Source organism: Mycobacterium sp. 1245801.1, assembly GCF_001673055.1.
Taxonomy (GTDB): Bacteria; Actinomycetota; Actinomycetes; order Mycobacteriales; family Mycobacteriaceae; genus Mycobacterium; species Mycobacterium europaeum_A.
The window spans coordinates 1-16239 of sequence record NZ_LZKY01000270.1 but is presented as its reverse complement, the minus strand read 5'-3'; the positions used below and the strand labels follow the sequence as shown (position 1 = coordinate 16239).

Sequence of the window (16239 nt, the reverse complement as noted above, 5' to 3'; positions counted from 1 at the left end):
ACAGGAGAACAGAAATGACCGAAACCGAGCAGTCCCAGGCGTCGCCGGCCCTGACCGCGTCGCAGTCGTCGTGGCGGTGCGTGCAGGCGCACGACCGCGAGGGGTGGCTGGCGCTGATGTCCGACGACGTCGTCATCGAGGACCCGATCGGCAAGTCCGTCACCAATCCCGACGGCACCGGGGTGCGCGGCAAGGAGGCCGTCGGCGCGTTCTTCGACAGCAACATCGCCGCCAACCAGCTCTCGATCACCTGCGAGGAGACCTTCCCGTCGAGTTCACCCGACGAGATCGCCCACATCCTGGTGCTCAACAGCAAGTTCGACGGCGGCTTCACCAGCTCGGTGCGCGGCGTGTTCACCTACAAGGTCAACGACGCGGGACTGATCACCAACATGCGCGGCTACTGGAACCTGGACATGATGCAGTTCGGCAAACAGGACTGAGTCGTCACTCGAGCCGCGGCGATCGTCCTAGCGGCGCGTGAAGATCAGATGCGTGACGCCGCTGGGGCTGCTCACCGACTCTAGGTCGAATCGCTGTTCGAGGCCTTCCAGCCCGGTCCACAACGACTCGCCGCGCCCCAAGATGATCGGCACCACCGCGATGTGCATGTGGTCGACGAGATCGGCTTCGAGGAATTGGCGGACGCTCGACGGTCCCCCGCCCAGGCGAATGTCGCTGTCCCCGGCGGCTTTTCGGGCTAACTCGAGGGATTGCCTGGGACCGGCGTCGACGAAGTGGAAGGTGGTGCCGCCGTCCATCTCGATCGGGGGTCGTGGGTGGTGCGTGAGCACGAAGACCGGTGTGTGAAAAGGCGGCTCGGAGCCCCACCAGCCTTTCCATTCCTCGCCGCCGTCTTGGCCGATCCATGGTCCGCGCTGCGGCCCGAACTTGTTGCGTCCCATGATTTCCGCGCCGATGCCCGGCGCCCATTGGCTGGCCAGGGCGTCGTCGATGCCGGTGGCCCCGCCCGACTCGCCGTGCATGGCGCGGAAGGTCCGCGTGGCGAAGAACCACTCGTGTAGCCGTCCGCCGGCGTGCCCGAACGGCGCGTCCATGCTTTGGCCGATACCGGTACCGAAGCCGTCGAGGGAAATCGAAAAGTTGTGCACGCGCACTCGTGACATGGTGAGGTCTCCTGAATCCATCCGCGTTGTGGGGCGTCGCAGGATTGACCCGAGACGGCGGCCGAACTCATCGGTACGTCGCCGAGGTCGCTTTGCGGCGCGTGGCGCGCGGGCGACCACAGCCGCCGGCGCAATGTCGGCGCACCTATGCTGGGCCCATGGCGTCGATCTTCACCAAGATCATCAATCGTGAACTTCCCGGCCGCTTCGTCTACGAGGACGACGACGTCGTCGCATTCCTCACGATCGAGCCCATGACGCAGGGCCATACGCTCGTGGTGCCGCGCGCCGAGCTCGACAATTGGCAGGACGTCGACGGACCGGCCTTCGCACGGGTCATGGCCGTGAGCCAGCTGATCGGTAAGGCGGTGTGCAAGGCGTTCAGGACCGAGCGGTCCGGCCTGATCATCGCCGGGCTCGAGGTGCCGCACCTGCACGTGCACGTCTTTCCCACTCGCAGCCTCAGCGACTTCGGCTTCGCGGGAGTCGACCGTAACCCGTCCGCGGAATCGCTGGACGAGGCCCAGGCCAAGATCAAGGCGGCGCTGGCTCAGTTGACGTGAACGGGCTCGTGCGCCGGCACGTCACTGATGCGCGGCAGCGTCACCCGGAAGCGGCAGCCCTCGCCGGGCGCGGTGGTCACGCTGACCACGCCGCCGTGCGCGCGCACCAAGGAGTCGACGATGGATAGTCCCAGCCCGGTACCGCCGCTGGCGCGGGCGCGCGACGAGTCGGTCCGGTAGAACCGCTCGAACACGCGCGACGCGTCCTCCTGGTTCATGCCGGGACCCTGGTCCAGCACTTCGAGCACGGCGTCCGCGCCGTCGGTGCCGACCCGCACGGTGACGTCGGCGCTTTCCGGGGTGTGCTGCAACGCGTTGGCGATCAGGTTGCTCAACACCTGCCGTATCCGCGCCTCGTCACCGAGCACCTCCGGGGTGCCGGGCCCGTCCAGGACCTCCATGGTGATGGTGCGCTTGGGGTCCATCGCCTGCCCGTCGTGCACGGCATCGCTGGCCAGCGCCAGCAGATCCACCCGGTGGTGTTCGAGCGGTCGTTGCACATCGAGGCGGGCCAGCAGCAGCAGGTCGTCGACCAGCAGGCCCATCCGGGAGGCCTCGCTTTCGATCCGCGACAACAGCATCGCGACGTCGCGCGCGGCGCCCTGGCGATACAGCTCGGCGAAGCCGCGGATGGTCGTCAGCGGGGTGCGCAGTTCGTGGCTGGCGTCGGTGATGAAGCGCCGCATCCGGTCCTCGGAGCCGCGCGCCTTCTCGGCTGAGGACTCCGAGGACGCCAGCGCCTGCTGAATCTGCGCCAACATGCCGTTGAGCGCGAGCGAGAGCCGGCCCACCTCGGTGCGCGGATCACGTTCTGGCACACGGCGATCCAGTTGGCCCGAGGCGATCGCCGCGGCAGTCTGCTCGACCTCGGCCAGCGGCCGCAGGCTGCGCTGCACCACCGCGAAGCTGGCGATCCCGACCACGACCAGCACCGCCACCCCGATGCCCATCTGCAGCCAGACCAGCGAGCTGACCGTGTGCTGGACGTCGGACAGGTCGATCGCGACGGTCGTCAGCCCGTGCGGGCCGTGCACCGAGACGGCCCGCCATTGGATGTCCGAGCCGTTCACCGACGGCAACGTCGTCGGATTGGGGCCGACGTCGTTGTTGGGCGGTAAGGCCGGTTCGGCGTTGCGGTCGTTGATCGCGGTGAACGGGGTCCCGTCCATGCTGACGCCGCGGACGTAGAACTTCGACGGCGGCCGGCCCGGGTCGGGACCTTCGTACGGCGGCGGCGACTGCCGCCGCGGGTTCTGCGCCCAGCCCCGCGACGCGTCGAGCAGCGTGGAGTCGATGCGGCTGACCAGGCTGTGCCGCAGGATCGACGTCACCGCGATGCCGGACACGGCGAGGCCGCAGGCGACCAGCGCCAGGGTGGCGGCGACGAGCCCTATCCGAAGGGGCAATCCGCGTCGAGGCTTCGTGACCATCTACCTAACTTCTTCTACCGCCGCCGGCCGGGGCTGGGCTCAGCGCGGTTCCCGCAATACGTAACCGACTCCGCGCAGGGTGTGCAGCAGCCGCTTCTCGCCGGTGTCGATCTTGCGACGCAGGTACGACACGTAGGACTCGACGACATTGACGTCACCTCCGAAGTCGTAACGCCACACGTGGTCGAGGATCTTCGGCTTGCTCAACACCGTGCCGGCGTTGATCACAAAGTAACGCAGCAGCGTGAATTCGGTCGGCGACAGCGACACCGGTTGCCCGGCCTTCCACACCTCGTGGGTTTCTTCGTCGAGTTCGATGTCGGCGAAAGACAGTCGAGCGCTGCGCGGTTCGGCCCCGCCCTTGCCGGCGCGGCGAAGGATGACCCGCAACCGGGCGACGACCTCCTCGAGGCTGAACGGCTTCGTCACGTAGTCGTCGCCGCCCAGCGTCAGGCCGGCGATCTTGTCCTGCAGGGAATCCCGGGCGGTGAGAAACAGGGCGGGGGCGTCGATGCCGTCGGCGCGCAGCCGGCGCAGCACGCCGAACCCGTCCATGCCCGGCATCATCACGTCGAGGATGACCGCGTCGGGCCGGGCCTCGCGCGCCCGATCGAGGGCCTGGGCGCCATTGGTTGCGGTGTAGACCTCGAAACCCTGGAATTTCAGACTGACCGAGAGCAGCTCGACGATGTTGGCTTCGTCGTCGACCACGAGGACGCGAGCCTCCGGTTTAGTGTCGTTGGGGGTTGCCGATGTCATCAGATGCTTCTGTCCCTTGCTGAACGTTTGCTATGCGAAGGTTGTGTACTTCCTGAAAGCTCAGTGCCAACCGTCTGATAGTAGTCTGCCAGGAATCATCGCATTGCCTTGGGACGTAACGGGCTTGCCCAGCTTGCGTCGCGAATAGACTCGAGGAATGAACCTCGCCAGAAGCATCGTGTCGGCCGCGACGGCGCCCGCCCGGGTCGGGTTGGCCGCCGCCGATGCGAGCCTGAGCGTCGCGAGCACCGCCGTCGGCGTGGCGAAGCGAGCCCTGGGCGACGGCGGGACCGCCGGCACCAACGCGATGACGTCCATGCTGGGGATCGACGACGCGATCATGCGGGCCAACCGGCTGGCCAGGCTGCTCGACGACGACGCCCCGCTGGGCCGGGCGGTGGCCCCGGACGGCCCGATCGATCGCTTGCTGCGCCCGGGCGGGGTGGTCGACCTGCTGACCTCGGAGGGTGGGTTGCTGGACCGGCTGACCGCCGAGGGCGGCGCCCTGCACCGCACCCTGCAGCCCGGCGGGCTGGCCGATCAGCTGGTCGCCGAGGACGGGCTGATCGAGCGGCTGCTGGCCGAGGACGGGCTGGCCGACCGGCTGCTGGCCGAGGGCGGGCTGGTCGACAAGCTGACCGCGAAGAACGGACCGCTGGATCAGCTCGCCGACGTCGCCGACACCCTGGCGCGGCTCACGCCGGGCATGGAGGCGCTCGAGCCCGCCATCGCCACGCTGCAGGACGCCGTCATCGCGCTCACCATGGTGGTCAACCCGCTGAGCAACATCGCCGACCGGATTCCGCTGCCCGGCCGGCGGCGCCCGTCGTCGCGGGCGGTGCGCTCCGCACGTGTGATCGACAGCGACCAGTGACCGATTAGGCTAAGCACGGTTTTACCCCGCCTCCTTAGCTCAGTGGTAGAGCACTCGCCTTGTAAGCGAGCGGTCGTCAGTTCAATCCTGACAGGGGGCTCTCACTGAGTCGCTCCGCCAGAGCAGCCAAACCGGAGTCGAACAAAGCGTCCAGGTCGAAGGTCGTTGCGGCGATCAGCCAATAGGCGACCGACCACCACGGGAAAGCTGTGAGAACACTCTATTTTGACTGAGATGCCGCGTATTCCGAGTACACGCGCGATGGCCGTGATATGAAGCGACTAATCGTTGGTTAGCAATAAATTGCCATTCTCTATCGGCCGCCTAGCCAGCGAGGGGGGTCAAAAAGTCGGCCTGATAAACGTAACCCGGGGGGGTTGTCAGGATGACGGCTGCTGCGACTGCGCCACGAGCCTTGCTGCTGCGGCTCCTTCGCCCGTCGACACGGGTGAACCCGTATCCCGTCTACCGTGAGCTCCGAGAGCATGGACCGCTGCATGTCCCCTCGGCCAACCTCACGGTGTTCGGTTCGTTCCGGGACTGCAACCAGGTGCTACGGCACCCCGCGTCGGCCACCGGGATCATGTTCGCACGGCAAGAGATCGCTGCCGGTGCCCAGCGGCGGCCGTTCGGCGAAACGGGCTTTCTGTCCCTCGCCCCGCCGGATCACGCCCGGTTGCGCCAGCTCGTCGGCAAGGCCTTCGCACCGAAGGTTGTCATGGCGCTCGAACCAGAAATCAGCGGGCTGGTGTCTTCCCTCCTTGACGATGTTGAGGCCGCGGGCACTTTCGACGTGATCGCCGATCTGGCCTACCCACTACCCGTGGCGGTGATCTGCCGGCTGCTGGGCGTGCCGATCGAGGACGAGCCGGAGTTCAGCCGGGCGGCGGCGCCGCTGGCGCGACTGGTCGACCCGTTCATCACGTTCTCCCGCGACCCGGCCGCGTCCGACGAACGGAAGCGGGCAGGACTGTGGCTGCACGAATACCTGCACAACCTGATCCAGCAACGCCGCCGTGCGCCCGGTGAGGACCTGATATCCGCATTGATCGCTGTTGAGAAGTGCGGTGACCAGCTCACGGAGGAGGAGATCATCGCGGCCTGCGCTCTGATACTCATCGCCGGGCACGAGACCACAGTGAACCTCATTGCCAACGCGATCCTTGCGATGCTGCGTCATCCGGGCCAGTGGGCCGCACTGGGCGCCAACCCGGGGCGGGTGTCAGCGGTGATAGAGGAGACGCTGCGGTACGACCCACCGAACCAGCTGATGGCCCGAATCGCGGGTGAGGACATGACGATCGGCGATGCCCCGGTTTCGAAAGGCGGGATCATGCTGCTGTTGCAGGCCGCCGCCCAACGCGACCCCGACGTCATCGAGAGGCCCGACGAGTTCGACCCTGATCGAGAAACTATTCACCACTTGGCGTTCGGGCACGGTCCGTCCTTCTGCCTCGGCGCGCCGCTGGCCCGGCTCGAAGCGTCGATCGCGTTGACGGCGGTGACATCGCGCTTCCCTTGCGCACGTCTTGCTGGTGAGCCGCTGTACAAGCCGAACGTCACGCTGCGCGGCATGTCGAAGCTCGCCATCGCCGTCTGAACTCGCTCCCGGCCAACGCGCGTGTCGGTAACCGCGACGCTTGCGCGTGACCCGGATTACGGCTGACCCGGGATGGCGTCCAGACCGCCTTGAATGTCCTGCAGCTTCCCCTGGATGCCCTGCAGATCCCGTTGGATGTCCTGTAGATCGGACAACGATTTCTGATAGTCCGGCTGCGTCGGGTCCGGTGCGGTGGGTCGCGACTGCGGGCAGTACGCGACGATGGCGCCCGCGGTGACCTTCGCGCTTTGATCCGCGTCCCAGACCGACCTGCGCTGCACGAACCCGGCCGCGTCCGCGAAGTTCGGTTGGTGCGCCAAAAAGTCGCACACCGCGTGCCCTTGGCTCAGCACGTAGTCCTGGCTGGGAACGGGCACCCCCTCGCGCTTCAGCGCGCCGATGAAGGCCGCGTCGACGGCGCCAATCGCCGGGGCGGACGCCTTCGGCGCCACGGGCGGGGCGGGCGCGGCCGCGGGTGGGGTGTCCTCCGGCTGGGCCGCCGAATCGTGGTGGCGCAGCGCGAACATCACCACCACCGCGGCGACGACGGCCACCAGGGACAGCGGTAAGGCCGCGAACAGACCCAGGCGGCGCAGCGCGGCGACCTTCCGTCGCCGCGCTGCGATGGCGCGGACTTCGCTCTCCCGCGACCGGACGGCGCCGGCGACCTCGCTCTCCCAGGCGTCGAACGCGGCGACCTCGGGCGTCCCCGCCCCCTGGGCCAGGATTTCGTCGAGCAGTTGGTCGGCCTCATGCGACGACAGCTGACCGCCCTGCTCGCGGATCTGTTGGCGCCGCAGCGCGATGAGCCGCAATTCCGAATCGATCTTCTCGCGGTCGCGCATATCAACCAGTTTGAGAGCGTCGCGCCGTTGTTACAACTCCCGATAAGCAGATGGCCGCCACCGCATTGATGTCACAGCCCCTCATGCGAAAGACTCGGTTGAGCCGGCCAGCCGTAGCCGTGGGATTCGAGGCAAGGGATGGACGTGATCACCGTGAGCCGTAACCGCATCGGGCCGCTCGTCGTCGGCGCGATTGCCTTCGCGCTCGTCGGTTGTTCGGCGTCGCATCCGCCGGCGGCCGCCGGCCCGGCCGCGACGACGCGGGCCGCCTCGTCGCCGGCGCGGATGGTGCCCGCCGACGCGGGGACGACCGGCGGTGCACAGCCTCGCCTGGCGTCGGACCCGGCACAGCTGGCGGACGACCTGGTGGCCGACGAACGCGCGCTGCGTGATCCGGGCACACCGGACGCGGCGCTGACGGCGGCGGCGCGTCGCGAGCAGGCCGCCTACCGCGCAATCGGGCGCCGCCCCGAATGGGACGCCACCACACGCGGGCGCATCCCGCCGGAGCTGACCGACGTCTACGACCGCAACGTCGACGCCCGCCGGCAACTCACAGCGCTGACCCCGGTGCGAGAAACCTTGCCCGCGTGGCGCATCGAGCCGCCGGCACCGGCCGACGAACTGATGAACTACTACCACCAGGCGGAAGCCGAATCCGGCGTCGGCTGGAACTACCTGGCCGCGATCAACCTCGTCGAGACCCGCTTCGGCAGCATCGTCGGCGCGAGCACCGCCGGCGCGCAGGGACCCATGCAGTTCCTGCCGTCGACGTTCGCCGGCTACGGCCAGGGCGGCGACATCCACTCACCGCATGACAGCATCCTGGCGGCGGGACGCTACCTGGCCGCCAATGGCTTCGCCACCGATCGCGACCACGCCATCTACGGGTACAACCATGCCAACCAATACGTACGCGCGGTCGACGATTACGCGGCGCTGATCGCGGCCGATCCCGCGACGTTCGCCGCGTTCTACCGGTGGGATGTCTACTGCCTGACGACGGCGGGCGACGTGTTACTGCCCATCGGTTACGACGCATCGTCGCCGATCCCGGCCGCCGATTATGTGGCGGCCCATCCGCAGTAGACCGACGCGCTAGACGTACTTGCGGGCAATGTCTCGCAGGTGCGATCCCACATCCTGACCGGTGGCCCGCTCGAGTCGGATCCCCAGCTCGCCGGCGAGATTGACGAAGCCCATCAATAGCATCATGTCGCCGTCGGGCTCGTCGACCACGTTCTCGACCAGGCGGCTCCAGGTGAATTCGTGGCCGCTGTCGGACGACCAAGCCGTCATGACATCGATGGCTCGGCGAACGTTTTCTCTCACGTCCATCCCCGGAGCCTGCCACGCGCGCTCTCCCGCCGCAGTGCGGCGAAGGTCCGCAGACACGTCAGCGGGCGCGCCGGATTACGGCAACGCCCGCTGACGGTTCAGGTGATCAGCGCCGGGTCAGTACAGCGGCACCCAGACACCGAAGAACCAGTAACCCCAACCCCCGTACTGCCAGTTGAAGACGGGCACGACGGTAAAGGTGTTGTAGTTGAACGGCCCGAAGTCGCGCCGTCCCGCATCCCAGTCACGAGGCGGACCGTCCCACGGCCGGTTCCAGCCTCCTGGAGGCGGCGGTCCGTTCCAGCCCCCCGGAGGCGGCGGGCCCTCCCAGTGCGGCGGCGGGTGGCCCGGAGCCGGGCCGTCGTTCCAGCCGTAGCCATGCGGGCGCGGCGGCGGGGGCGCCCCGCGACCCACGATGCTGAATTGGACATCCGGACCAGCGGGACCACCGATCTGTGCGTTGGCGGTGACCACATCGTGGCGCGGGACGTAGGGCGGGTGCGGAGGCTGGGTGGGCGGCGGGTTCAGCGCCTCGTACCGCTGCCTGTTGTTCGGCGGCGGGTTCTGGTTCGCCGGCGCGTTGTTCGGGCCGCCCTGCGCCGGCGGGTTCTGACCGTGCTCGTTGGGCGGGTTGTTCTGCCCCGTCTGGGCCGGATACTGACCGTGCTGGTTGGGCTGCGGGGTGTTCTGTCCACCCTGCGGGGGGTTGTTCTGGCCACCCTGCGGCGGATTGTTCTGGCCACCCTGCGGGGGGTTGTTCTGGCCGCCCTGCGGCGGATTGTTCTGGCCGCCCTGCGGCGGATTGTTCTGGCCGCCCTGCGGCGGATTGTTCTGGCCGCCCTGCGGGGGGTTGTTCTGGCCACCCTGCGGCGGATTGTTCTGACCGCCCTGCGGCGGATTGTTCTGACCGCCCTGCGCCGGTGGGCTGTTGTGGCCGCCCTGCGGCGGGTTGTCCTGCCCGCCCTGCGCCGGGGCGTTTCCGCCACCACCGCCAGGCTGGCCACCGGGGTGTCCGCCCGGTCCGCCGGGGTTGCCCCCGCCACCGCCACCGCCGCCACCGCCGCCACCGCCGTGGCAGTTCGGGCACGGCGGCGGGTCAAGCGGAGCGGAGTACGCCGACCCGGCGTTCAGCGTCGCCGCGGAAATGCTCAGCCCGGCGGCCAACGCGGCGGCACTGACGACACGTTTCATAGACATAACTGCGTCCCCTCTTGGGAGTTATCGCACCTGCACTACGGGCAGGTGAGGTCCAACTCGAATGGCTTGGTCACCTGCTGCGGTTGCTGCGGGTTGCTCATGTCGGTACCGGTAGCTGTGCCCTTGATCGCCCAGTCCTTGCCCTTGACCGCGGCCCCGGCGCTGCCGGCCTGGTTCGGTGCGGCGTCGGAGAAGCCGAGTGCGACACCGTTGACGGTGCCCAGCCCGACGGAATGCACCAGCGGCGGGTTGCCGTTGCTGACCACGGCGCCCAGCCCGTTGGTCGGGTCACCGATCCCGATCGTGATGTTGTCACCCGCGGCGGTGCAGGTGACCTGCCCGCTGATGTTCTGATTCTGACCGTCGACGGTCAGGACCGGACCCGCCGCTGCCGCCGCAGCGGACGACGAGCCTGACGCCCCGGTATTGGATTTGTTGCTCGAACATCCGGCGCTGGCCGCGACCACCAGGGCCACGCCGGCTACGCCGACCACGATCCCACGCTTCACTACTACTTCCCTTCGTGTCGCTGGTTCCGCTGCCTCACACGTTGGCCGCGTCAACCCAGGCGGACTACCTGGACCCGTCGGGCCGACGCGTAACGGCCGGTCCACCTGGTACCCCGTACCCCGGACTTGCAAACGCTACGTTACGTTCCGCCGGCCTGGTCGCCGGGCCGTCACGGAAGAACGCGCAGCCCCCACTTGCCCAGCAGCGGATTGATGAGCATGAAGTAGGTCGTGTAGTCATCACCGTCGGGCGAAGACATCAACAGGCCGACCGCGCTGACGGTGCCGTCCGGGTTCATCACGAAGCCGGGACTACCGCTGTCACCGTCGAGGCTGAACACGCTGGCTTCGACGACGTCACCATTGATGCCTTTCACGGCGCCGCACGTCTCACCGGTCACCGCGCCGATCTTGCAGAACGGCATACCGACTTGAATCTGCTGGCGACTCAACACATCCCGGACCTGATACCGGCCGCCGACGTCGCCCACCGGCATACCGACACTCGGCTCGAGACGGATGATCGCGGCGTCCCTCTTGTCGCCCTCATGCTCGCTGGCGGAGATCCTGCCGAGCGGTGCATCGTTGCCGTAGGTCCACTCGCTGCCGTCGTGCGCGTCGCAGTGGCCGCTGGTCATCAGGTAGTAACTGCCGTCGGAACCCTGTGCCGCGAATCCGGCTGTGCACCTTCCGGATTCGTGATCGACCCCGATGCCCGGAGCCGGCGGCGGCGACGGCAGGGCCGGGGGCGGTGCTGCCACAGCGGTTTTCGCCGACGTCGTGGCGGCCACCAGCACGGCACCCAAGAGTCCCAAACCCCGCAACCACGGCATGGTCACGCCGCCCCCCTCCGCTTGTGCCCGGCAGATAATAGCGGCGCCGCTCGCCTGAAATGAGATGGCGACCAATCTATTCCACGCACGGGGTTCACCCGGCATCGACGTGCCGGGCAAGGAACTCCAGCACAGCGTCGGCGAAGACATCGTTGCGGTCACCGGCCACCATGTGACCCGCACCGCGGACGTCGGCGAATTCGACTTGCGGGAAACGCGCGAGGAATTCGTCGGCGCGCTCCTGGCTGACCAGGTCGCTCATCTGGCCGCGGATCAGCAGGATCGGCACCCCGCCGCGCAGGATGGCCTCGACCGCGGTATGCATCCGATCCGGGTCGGTCACCTCGAAAGGGGGGAAAGCCGCAGTGCCGCTGATGAACTGCGGATCCCAATGCCAGTACCAGCGATCGCCGCGGCGACGCAGGTTGGTGGTCAGGCCTTCCAGGTCGGTGGGTCGCGGCCGGTGCGGGTTGTATTCGGCGATCGCGTCGGCGACTTCGTCGAGCGAGCTGAAGCCCGACTCGACCCGGTCCGCCATGAAGGCGTGTATTCGGTTCGCCCCGGACTGGTCCATGTTCGGCACGATGTCCACCAGCACGACCGCGCTGGCGATGCCCGGCGACAGCTCCCCGGCGAGCAGCATCGACGTGAAACCGCCCAGGGAGGCGCCGACCAGAACCGGTTGCGGGGGCAGCGTGCGCAGCACCTCTTGGACGTCGGCGGCGAAACTGACGACGCGATAGTCGCCGTCATCGGACCAATCCGATTCGCCGTGGCCGCGCAGGTCGACGGTGACGGCCTGCCACCCACGGGCAGCGACAGCGGCGGCCGCCTTACCCCACGACCGCCGGGTCTGCCCGCCGCCGTGCAGGAACACCACGGCGCGCGCGTGCGGATCCCCGAGGCGGTCAGCGACGATCTGCACCCCGCCGGGGCCCTGGATCGTGAACGGTTCGGCTGCCGTGGGCATCAGGTGATACTAAGGCGCGCCCACCAAAACCTCGCGTTGGCTTAACGTCAACGGCATGCGGCGGCGTCAACGCGAAGGGCGTCGGGCATTGCCGGTGCCGCGCGGAATCGGACCGCAGCGAAGGAGAACGCATGCATCTCGACGAGTACATGTCGCACGATGCGACCGCCCTGGCCGAGCTGGTCGCGAGCGGGCAGGTCGCCCCCGCCGAGCTTCTCGCGTTGGCGCGGCAACGAGCGGACGCGGTGAATCCGCGGCTCAACGCCATCGTCTGCCGCCTCGACGACGTCGCCGACCGGCAAGCCGCCGACCCCTCGCTGAGCGGGCCGTTCGCCGGCGTGCCGTTCCTGATCAAGGACCTCGGCCAGGAATACCGCGGCTTTGCGACCTCGTGCGGGTCCCGCTCGCTGGCCCATGACGTGGCCGACCGGCACGCCCTGGTCACCGAGCGGTTCCTCGACGCGGGGCTGGTGATCTTCGGCAAGACCAACACCCCGGAATTCGGGGCCAAGGGCGTGACCGAACCCGACTACTGGGGCCCCGCGCGCAACCCCTGGGACACCGGGCATACCCCCGGCGGCTCGTCGGGCGGATCCGGGGCGGCCGTGGCGGCGGGCATCGTGCCGGCGGCGGGCGCCAACGACGGCGGCGGGTCGATCCGCATTCCCGCCGCCTGCAACGGGCTGGTGGGCCTCAAACCCAGCCGGGGCCTGGCGCCCTACGGCCCGCAGACGGGTGAACTGATGTTGGGCATGGCGACCCAGGGCGTGGTGTCGCGCACCGTGCGCGACAGCGCGGCGCTGCTCGACGCGATCGTCGGGCCCGACCCGGGCGCGGCGTACCGAGCGGCGTTGCCCGACAAACCCTTTGGTGAACACATCAAACAGCGACCGGACACCCTGAAGATCGGCTACTCGGCGCGGTCGGCCATCAACGCCCGGCCCCACCGCGAGGCCGTCGCCGCTCTCGAAAAGACCGTGGCGCTCCTCGACGAGTTGGGCCATCAGGTCGAGGAGGTCGCACCCCCCTACGACGATGCCGCCCTGGGGCGCGACTTCCTGACCATCTGGTTCGCCCAGCTGTATCAGCAGGTCGCCGACATCAAGCGGCGAACCGGCGCGCGCGACAACGACTTTGAGGCCGACACCTTGGCCATCGCCGAACTCGGGCGGTCCGGCGGCGTGCTGCCGGTGATGTCCGCGCTGGAGAACCGGAACGATTACATCCAGTCCCTGACCGCGTTCCACGCCAGCTACGACTTCTTTTTGACACCCACCCTGGCCACCCCACCGCTGGCCGTCGGCGCCACGACGACCGCGCCCGTGCTGCAGCGGGTGGCTCGGCTGGTGAGCAAGGTGCGCGCCGGAAAACTGATGGGGCTCAGCGGAATTCTCGATGACCTCATCCAGGAGAGCCTCGGCTGGGTGCCCTACACACAACTCGCCAACCTCACCGGCCGCCCGGCGATCAGCGTGCCCCTGCACTGGACCGACGCCGGACTTCCGCTGGGTGTGCAGTTCGTCGGGACGATCGGGTCAGACGGCGATCTGCTGCGCCTGGCCGCGCAACTGGAAGAGGCGCGGCCCTGGGCCCACCGGCATCCGGCACCGAGTTAGCGGTTACGCGGCGGGACCGCCGTCTTCGGGACGCCGCCGGCCCCGCCACAGGCCGGCGAAGCGCCGGGCGATGTCGCCGAGGCGACCGCCCGCGTGCTGCGAGGCCTTGATGCGGCCCAGGGCTTCTCGCCCCTCGTTCGCGTAGTCCTTGACGGATTCGTCGCCTTCCTCGGCGCGCATGTCTGTCTCCAATCCTGTTGTTATTCCGGCGCCTGACGCTCGGGTGGTTCCGATGGCCTCAAGCGCTCGGGCGGTTCGGCCGGCGTGAGCCGTTCGGGCGTTTCCGTCGGCGTGAGCCGCTCCGGGGTCTCGCCGGGGGTCCCCGGCTGCGCGGGCTCCGAATTCTGCGGCCGCTCCGCCGAGAGCCTGAGGCGGGTGTCGATCATGCTCAGTCCTTTGCTCGGCTCATGGGCGCGTACCCGCGGTACCCGGGCACCCAAACGCCCGCGGCGATACCGGATCGACGCGGCGGCGTGCTAGGCGCGGGCCGAGTCCTTATGCGCCTTGATCGGCGCGGTGCTGGGCCACCTTGAGCAGGTTGCCGCCCAGGCTGCCGCGCGCGGTCCGAACCGTCACCAGCAGCCAGGTGAACAGCAGGCCCGCGTAGGCGACGGCCGCGGCCACCCTGCCGTAAAGGGTCAGGCGGCTCCAGATCATCGCGATGATGTTCAGCGAGGCCACCAGCGACAAGCCGAACATCGCGTAGCAGCCATACAGCATGGTCGTGCGCTCGCTGCCCGCCGCCATATGCGGGAGCAGCAGCGCGCCCGCGATCACCCATGCCGAGGACCTCGACCGGGGTGTGCGCCGGGGCTGCGGCGTGCGGGTTCGCCATGGCCACAGCTGAAGAACCCTACTGCGCCGGGTGAGCGGCCCGCCGGATCAGCCGCATACACTCTAGCCGTGGTCAATCCGGCGCAACCGAGGTCGGCGGTCACGAGGATCCCGCTGATCGTCGGCGTTGCCGTCGTCGCGCTGCTCGCCGTCCTGGCGGTGCCCATCAAGCAACGATGCGGGGCGCCGGGCTATTCGTGCGCGTCGACGCTGGATACCGACGGCAACATTCACTACTACTACGAGGTGGAACCGGCGGGCGTCTACCTCGCCGAGATCGTCACCGGCGCCAACATCACGCTCTTCTACTCCTCGGGCGAGGACCTGGTCAGAGCCCGCTAGCACGCGTTTGCTGGGCGGTCCGCTGCGAGAGCGGGCCACGGGGCCGTTTCCGCCCGGTAACAACTTCGGCTCGATCCGGGCGGCGGCGTGGCCGGCGCGAGACCGTTCGGTGACCCGCCGCCCGCAACCGGGCAAAACCTGCTGGTAGAGCGAGGATCACGGACGCTGGTCGCGCCCGGCCGGCCCGACGGGCACGCTCGGCCCGACCGTGTGACAGGTGCTCTCGATTGGGGGCTTCATAGCAAGCTAACGCATACTTGTCACCATGCTTGAAGCGACATCGCCGCAAAGCACCGTTGCGGTGCCCGGTGATGTGCTGGGCGTGGGCAGAGGTTTGTGATGGCCCGCTCGGGCGGCGCCCATCGCCGTCATCGAGCCGTCCGTCAACCCTCCCGTCTCCGTAAAGGGCTGACGCGCACCCTGGGCGCGCTGGTGTCCGTGGCGGCCGTCGGGCTGACCGGGGCCGGGTACTACGTGGCGCACGGCGCGCTGGGCGGCATCACGGTCTCGAACGCCCTGCAGCCCGACGATCCGCGGTCCAGCGGCGACGACATGAACATCCTGCTGATCGGGCTCGATTCGCGTAAGGACCAGGACGGCAACGACCTGCCCTACTCGATCCTGAAGCATCTGCACGCCGGCGATTCCGACGACGGCGGCTACAACACCAACACCATGATCCTGGTGCACGTCAGCGCCGACAACAGAGTCGTCGCCTTCTCGATCCCGCGCGACGACTGGGTGCCCTTCACCGGGGTGCCGGGATACAACCACATCAAGATCAAAGAGGCCTACGGGCTGACCAAGCAGTACGTCGCCCAAAAGCTGGCCAACCAGGGCAACAGCACTCAGAAGGAACTCGAGACCAAGGGCCGCGAAGCCGGCCGGGCGGCGACGCTGCGCGCGGTGCGAAACCTGACCGGTGTGCCCATCGACTACTTCGCCGAGGTCAATCTGGCCGGGTTCTACGACCTGGCGCAGACCCTCGGCGGCGTCGACGTGTGCCTGAACCACCCCGTCTACGACTCGTATTCCGGCGCCGACTTCCCCGCCGGGCGGCAGCGGCTGGACGCGTCCGAGGCGCTGTCGTTCGTCCGGCAGCGTCACGGCCTGGAAAACGGCGACCTGGACCGCACCCACCGGCAGCAGGCGTTCATCTCGTCGGTCATGCAGGAGCTGCAGGCCACGGGCACGTTCACCAACATCGACAAGCTCAAGAACCTGATGGCGGTGGCGCGCAAGGACGTGGTGCTCTCGGCGGGGTGGAGCGAAGACATGATCCAGCGCCTGGGCGGGCTGGCCGGTGGCAACGTCGAGTTCCGGACGCTGCCGGTGGTGCGTTACGACAACATCGACGGCCAGGACGTCAACATCGTCGACCCGGCGGCGATCAAGGCGGAGG

General features: G+C 68.4%; 19 protein-coding genes, 1 tRNA gene and 1 pseudogene. 9 read left to right on the top strand and 12 right to left on the bottom strand.

Features of this window, described 5'->3' with window-relative positions:
• The first annotated feature begins 14 nt into the window (after window positions 1-14).
• Window positions 15-443, top strand: coding sequence for a ketosteroid isomerase family protein (locus A5622_RS17490; protein ID WP_066863989.1), 429 nt, complete (start codon window positions 15-17; stop codon window positions 441-443).
• Between the two features lie 27 nt (window positions 444-470).
• On the opposite strand, the gene A5622_RS17485 is transcribed toward A5622_RS17490, so the two are convergent.
• Window positions 471-1127 carry a dihydrofolate reductase family protein gene (locus A5622_RS17485; protein WP_066880281.1) on the bottom strand — a complete coding sequence of 219 codons (657 nt, stop codon included), beginning with the start codon at window positions 1125-1127 and terminating at the stop codon, window positions 471-473.
• Window positions 1128-1285: 158 nt separating this feature from the next.
• Here A5622_RS17485 and A5622_RS17480 point away from each other — a divergent pair, with 158 nt between their 5' ends.
• Window positions 1286-1690, top strand: coding sequence for an HIT family protein (locus A5622_RS17480; protein ID WP_066863992.1), 405 nt, complete (start codon window positions 1286-1288; stop codon window positions 1688-1690).
• Here A5622_RS17480 and A5622_RS17475 read toward each other — a convergent pair.
• A complete protein-coding gene (locus A5622_RS17475; protein ID WP_066880264.1) occupies window positions 1678-3120 on the bottom strand; it encodes a cell wall metabolism sensor histidine kinase WalK in 1443 nt (480 codons plus the stop codon). The genes A5622_RS17480 and A5622_RS17475 overlap by 13 nt on opposite strands.
• A 39-nt stretch (window positions 3121-3159) precedes the next feature.
• Entirely contained in the window at window positions 3160-3879 is a 720-nt protein-coding gene (phoP, locus tag A5622_RS17470; protein WP_066864000.1) for a two-component system response regulator PhoP, read from the bottom strand.
• 157 nt (window positions 3880-4036) lie between these two features.
• On the opposite strand from phoP, the gene A5622_RS17465 reads away from it, so the two are divergent.
• From A5622_RS17465 to A5622_RS17455, 3 genes are all read left to right on the top strand, one after another.
• Window positions 4037-4753, top strand: coding sequence for a hypothetical protein (locus tag A5622_RS17465; RefSeq protein ID WP_066880262.1), 717 nt, complete (start codon window positions 4037-4039; stop codon window positions 4751-4753).
• A gap of 28 nt (window positions 4754-4781) precedes the next feature.
• Window positions 4782-4853 (top strand) — tRNA-Thr (locus A5622_RS17460).
• A 285-nt stretch (window positions 4854-5138) separates the two neighbouring features.
• On the top strand, window positions 5139-6353 hold the full coding sequence (locus A5622_RS17455; RefSeq protein WP_066880260.1) for a cytochrome P450: 1215 nt from the start codon (window positions 5139-5141) through the stop codon (window positions 6351-6353).
• A 56-nt stretch (window positions 6354-6409) separates the two neighbouring features.
• On the opposite strand, the gene A5622_RS17450 is transcribed toward A5622_RS17455, so the two are convergent.
• On the bottom strand, window positions 6410-7198 hold the full coding sequence (locus A5622_RS17450; RefSeq protein WP_066864009.1) for a DUF732 domain-containing protein: 789 nt from the start codon (window positions 7196-7198) through the stop codon (window positions 6410-6412).
• Window positions 7199-7336: 138 nt separating this feature from the next.
• Between A5622_RS17450 and A5622_RS17445 the strand changes: the two genes are divergently transcribed.
• The gene (locus A5622_RS17445; RefSeq protein ID WP_156752996.1) at window positions 7337-8287 is read left to right on the top strand and encodes a lytic transglycosylase domain-containing protein; all 951 of its coding nucleotides are present in this window, start codon (window positions 7337-7339) and stop codon (window positions 8285-8287) included.
• 9 nt (window positions 8288-8296) lie between these two features.
• Here A5622_RS17445 and A5622_RS17440 read toward each other — a convergent pair whose 3' ends face one another.
• The 5 genes from A5622_RS17440 to A5622_RS17420 form a co-directional block, all read right to left on the bottom strand.
• Window positions 8297-8497, bottom strand: a complete 201-nt coding sequence (locus tag A5622_RS17440; RefSeq protein WP_231999958.1) for a hypothetical protein — start codon at window positions 8495-8497, stop codon at window positions 8297-8299.
• Window positions 8498-8653: 156 nt separating this feature from the next.
• A complete protein-coding gene (locus A5622_RS29765) occupies window positions 8654-9727 on the bottom strand; it encodes an MAP_0585 family protein (protein ID WP_066880258.1) in 1074 nt (357 codons plus the stop codon).
• Window positions 9728-9768: 41 nt separating this feature from the next.
• Entirely contained in the window at window positions 9769-10242 is a 474-nt protein-coding gene (locus tag A5622_RS17430; RefSeq protein WP_066864020.1) for a lipoprotein LpqH, read from the bottom strand.
• Between the two features lie 170 nt (window positions 10243-10412).
• Window positions 10413-11081, bottom strand: a complete 669-nt coding sequence (locus A5622_RS17425) for a S1 family peptidase (RefSeq protein ID WP_066864023.1) — start codon at window positions 11079-11081, stop codon at window positions 10413-10415.
• Between the two features lie 88 nt (window positions 11082-11169).
• Window positions 11170-12045 (bottom strand): alpha/beta fold hydrolase, encoded by an 876-nt coding sequence (locus A5622_RS17420; RefSeq protein ID WP_197505085.1) that lies wholly within the window; start codon window positions 12043-12045, stop codon window positions 11170-11172.
• 131 nt (window positions 12046-12176) lie between these two features.
• Between A5622_RS17420 and A5622_RS17415 the strand changes: the two genes are divergently transcribed.
• The gene (locus tag A5622_RS17415) at window positions 12177-13661 is read left to right on the top strand and encodes an amidase (RefSeq protein WP_066880256.1); all 1485 of its coding nucleotides are present in this window, start codon (window positions 12177-12179) and stop codon (window positions 13659-13661) included.
• Between the two features lie 3 nt (window positions 13662-13664).
• Here A5622_RS17415 and A5622_RS29760 read toward each other — a convergent pair whose 3' ends face one another.
• From A5622_RS29760 to A5622_RS17410, 3 genes and pseudogenes are all read right to left on the bottom strand, one after another.
• The gene (locus tag A5622_RS29760) at window positions 13665-13841 is read right to left on the bottom strand and encodes a hypothetical protein (protein WP_197497940.1); all 177 of its coding nucleotides are present in this window, start codon (window positions 13839-13841) and stop codon (window positions 13665-13667) included.
• Between the two features lie 20 nt (window positions 13842-13861).
• Window positions 13862-14047 carry a hypothetical protein gene (locus tag A5622_RS28425; protein ID WP_082994618.1) on the bottom strand — a complete coding sequence of 62 codons (186 nt, stop codon included), beginning with the start codon at window positions 14045-14047 and terminating at the stop codon, window positions 13862-13864.
• Window positions 14048-14137: 90 nt separating this feature from the next.
• Window positions 14138-14429: pseudogene (locus A5622_RS17410) on the bottom strand (hypothetical protein); the annotation flags it as partial.
• A 135-nt stretch (window positions 14430-14564) separates the two neighbouring features.
• Between A5622_RS17410 and A5622_RS17405 the strand changes: the two are divergent.
• Together A5622_RS17405 and A5622_RS17400 are read left to right on the top strand one after the other, a co-directional pair.
• A complete protein-coding gene (locus A5622_RS17405; protein WP_066864035.1) occupies window positions 14565-14837 on the top strand; it encodes a hypothetical protein in 273 nt (90 codons plus the stop codon).
• 339 nt (window positions 14838-15176) lie between these two features.
• On the top strand, window positions 15177-16239 hold a 1063-nt coding region (locus tag A5622_RS17400; RefSeq protein ID WP_156752995.1), incomplete at its 3' end, for an LCP family protein.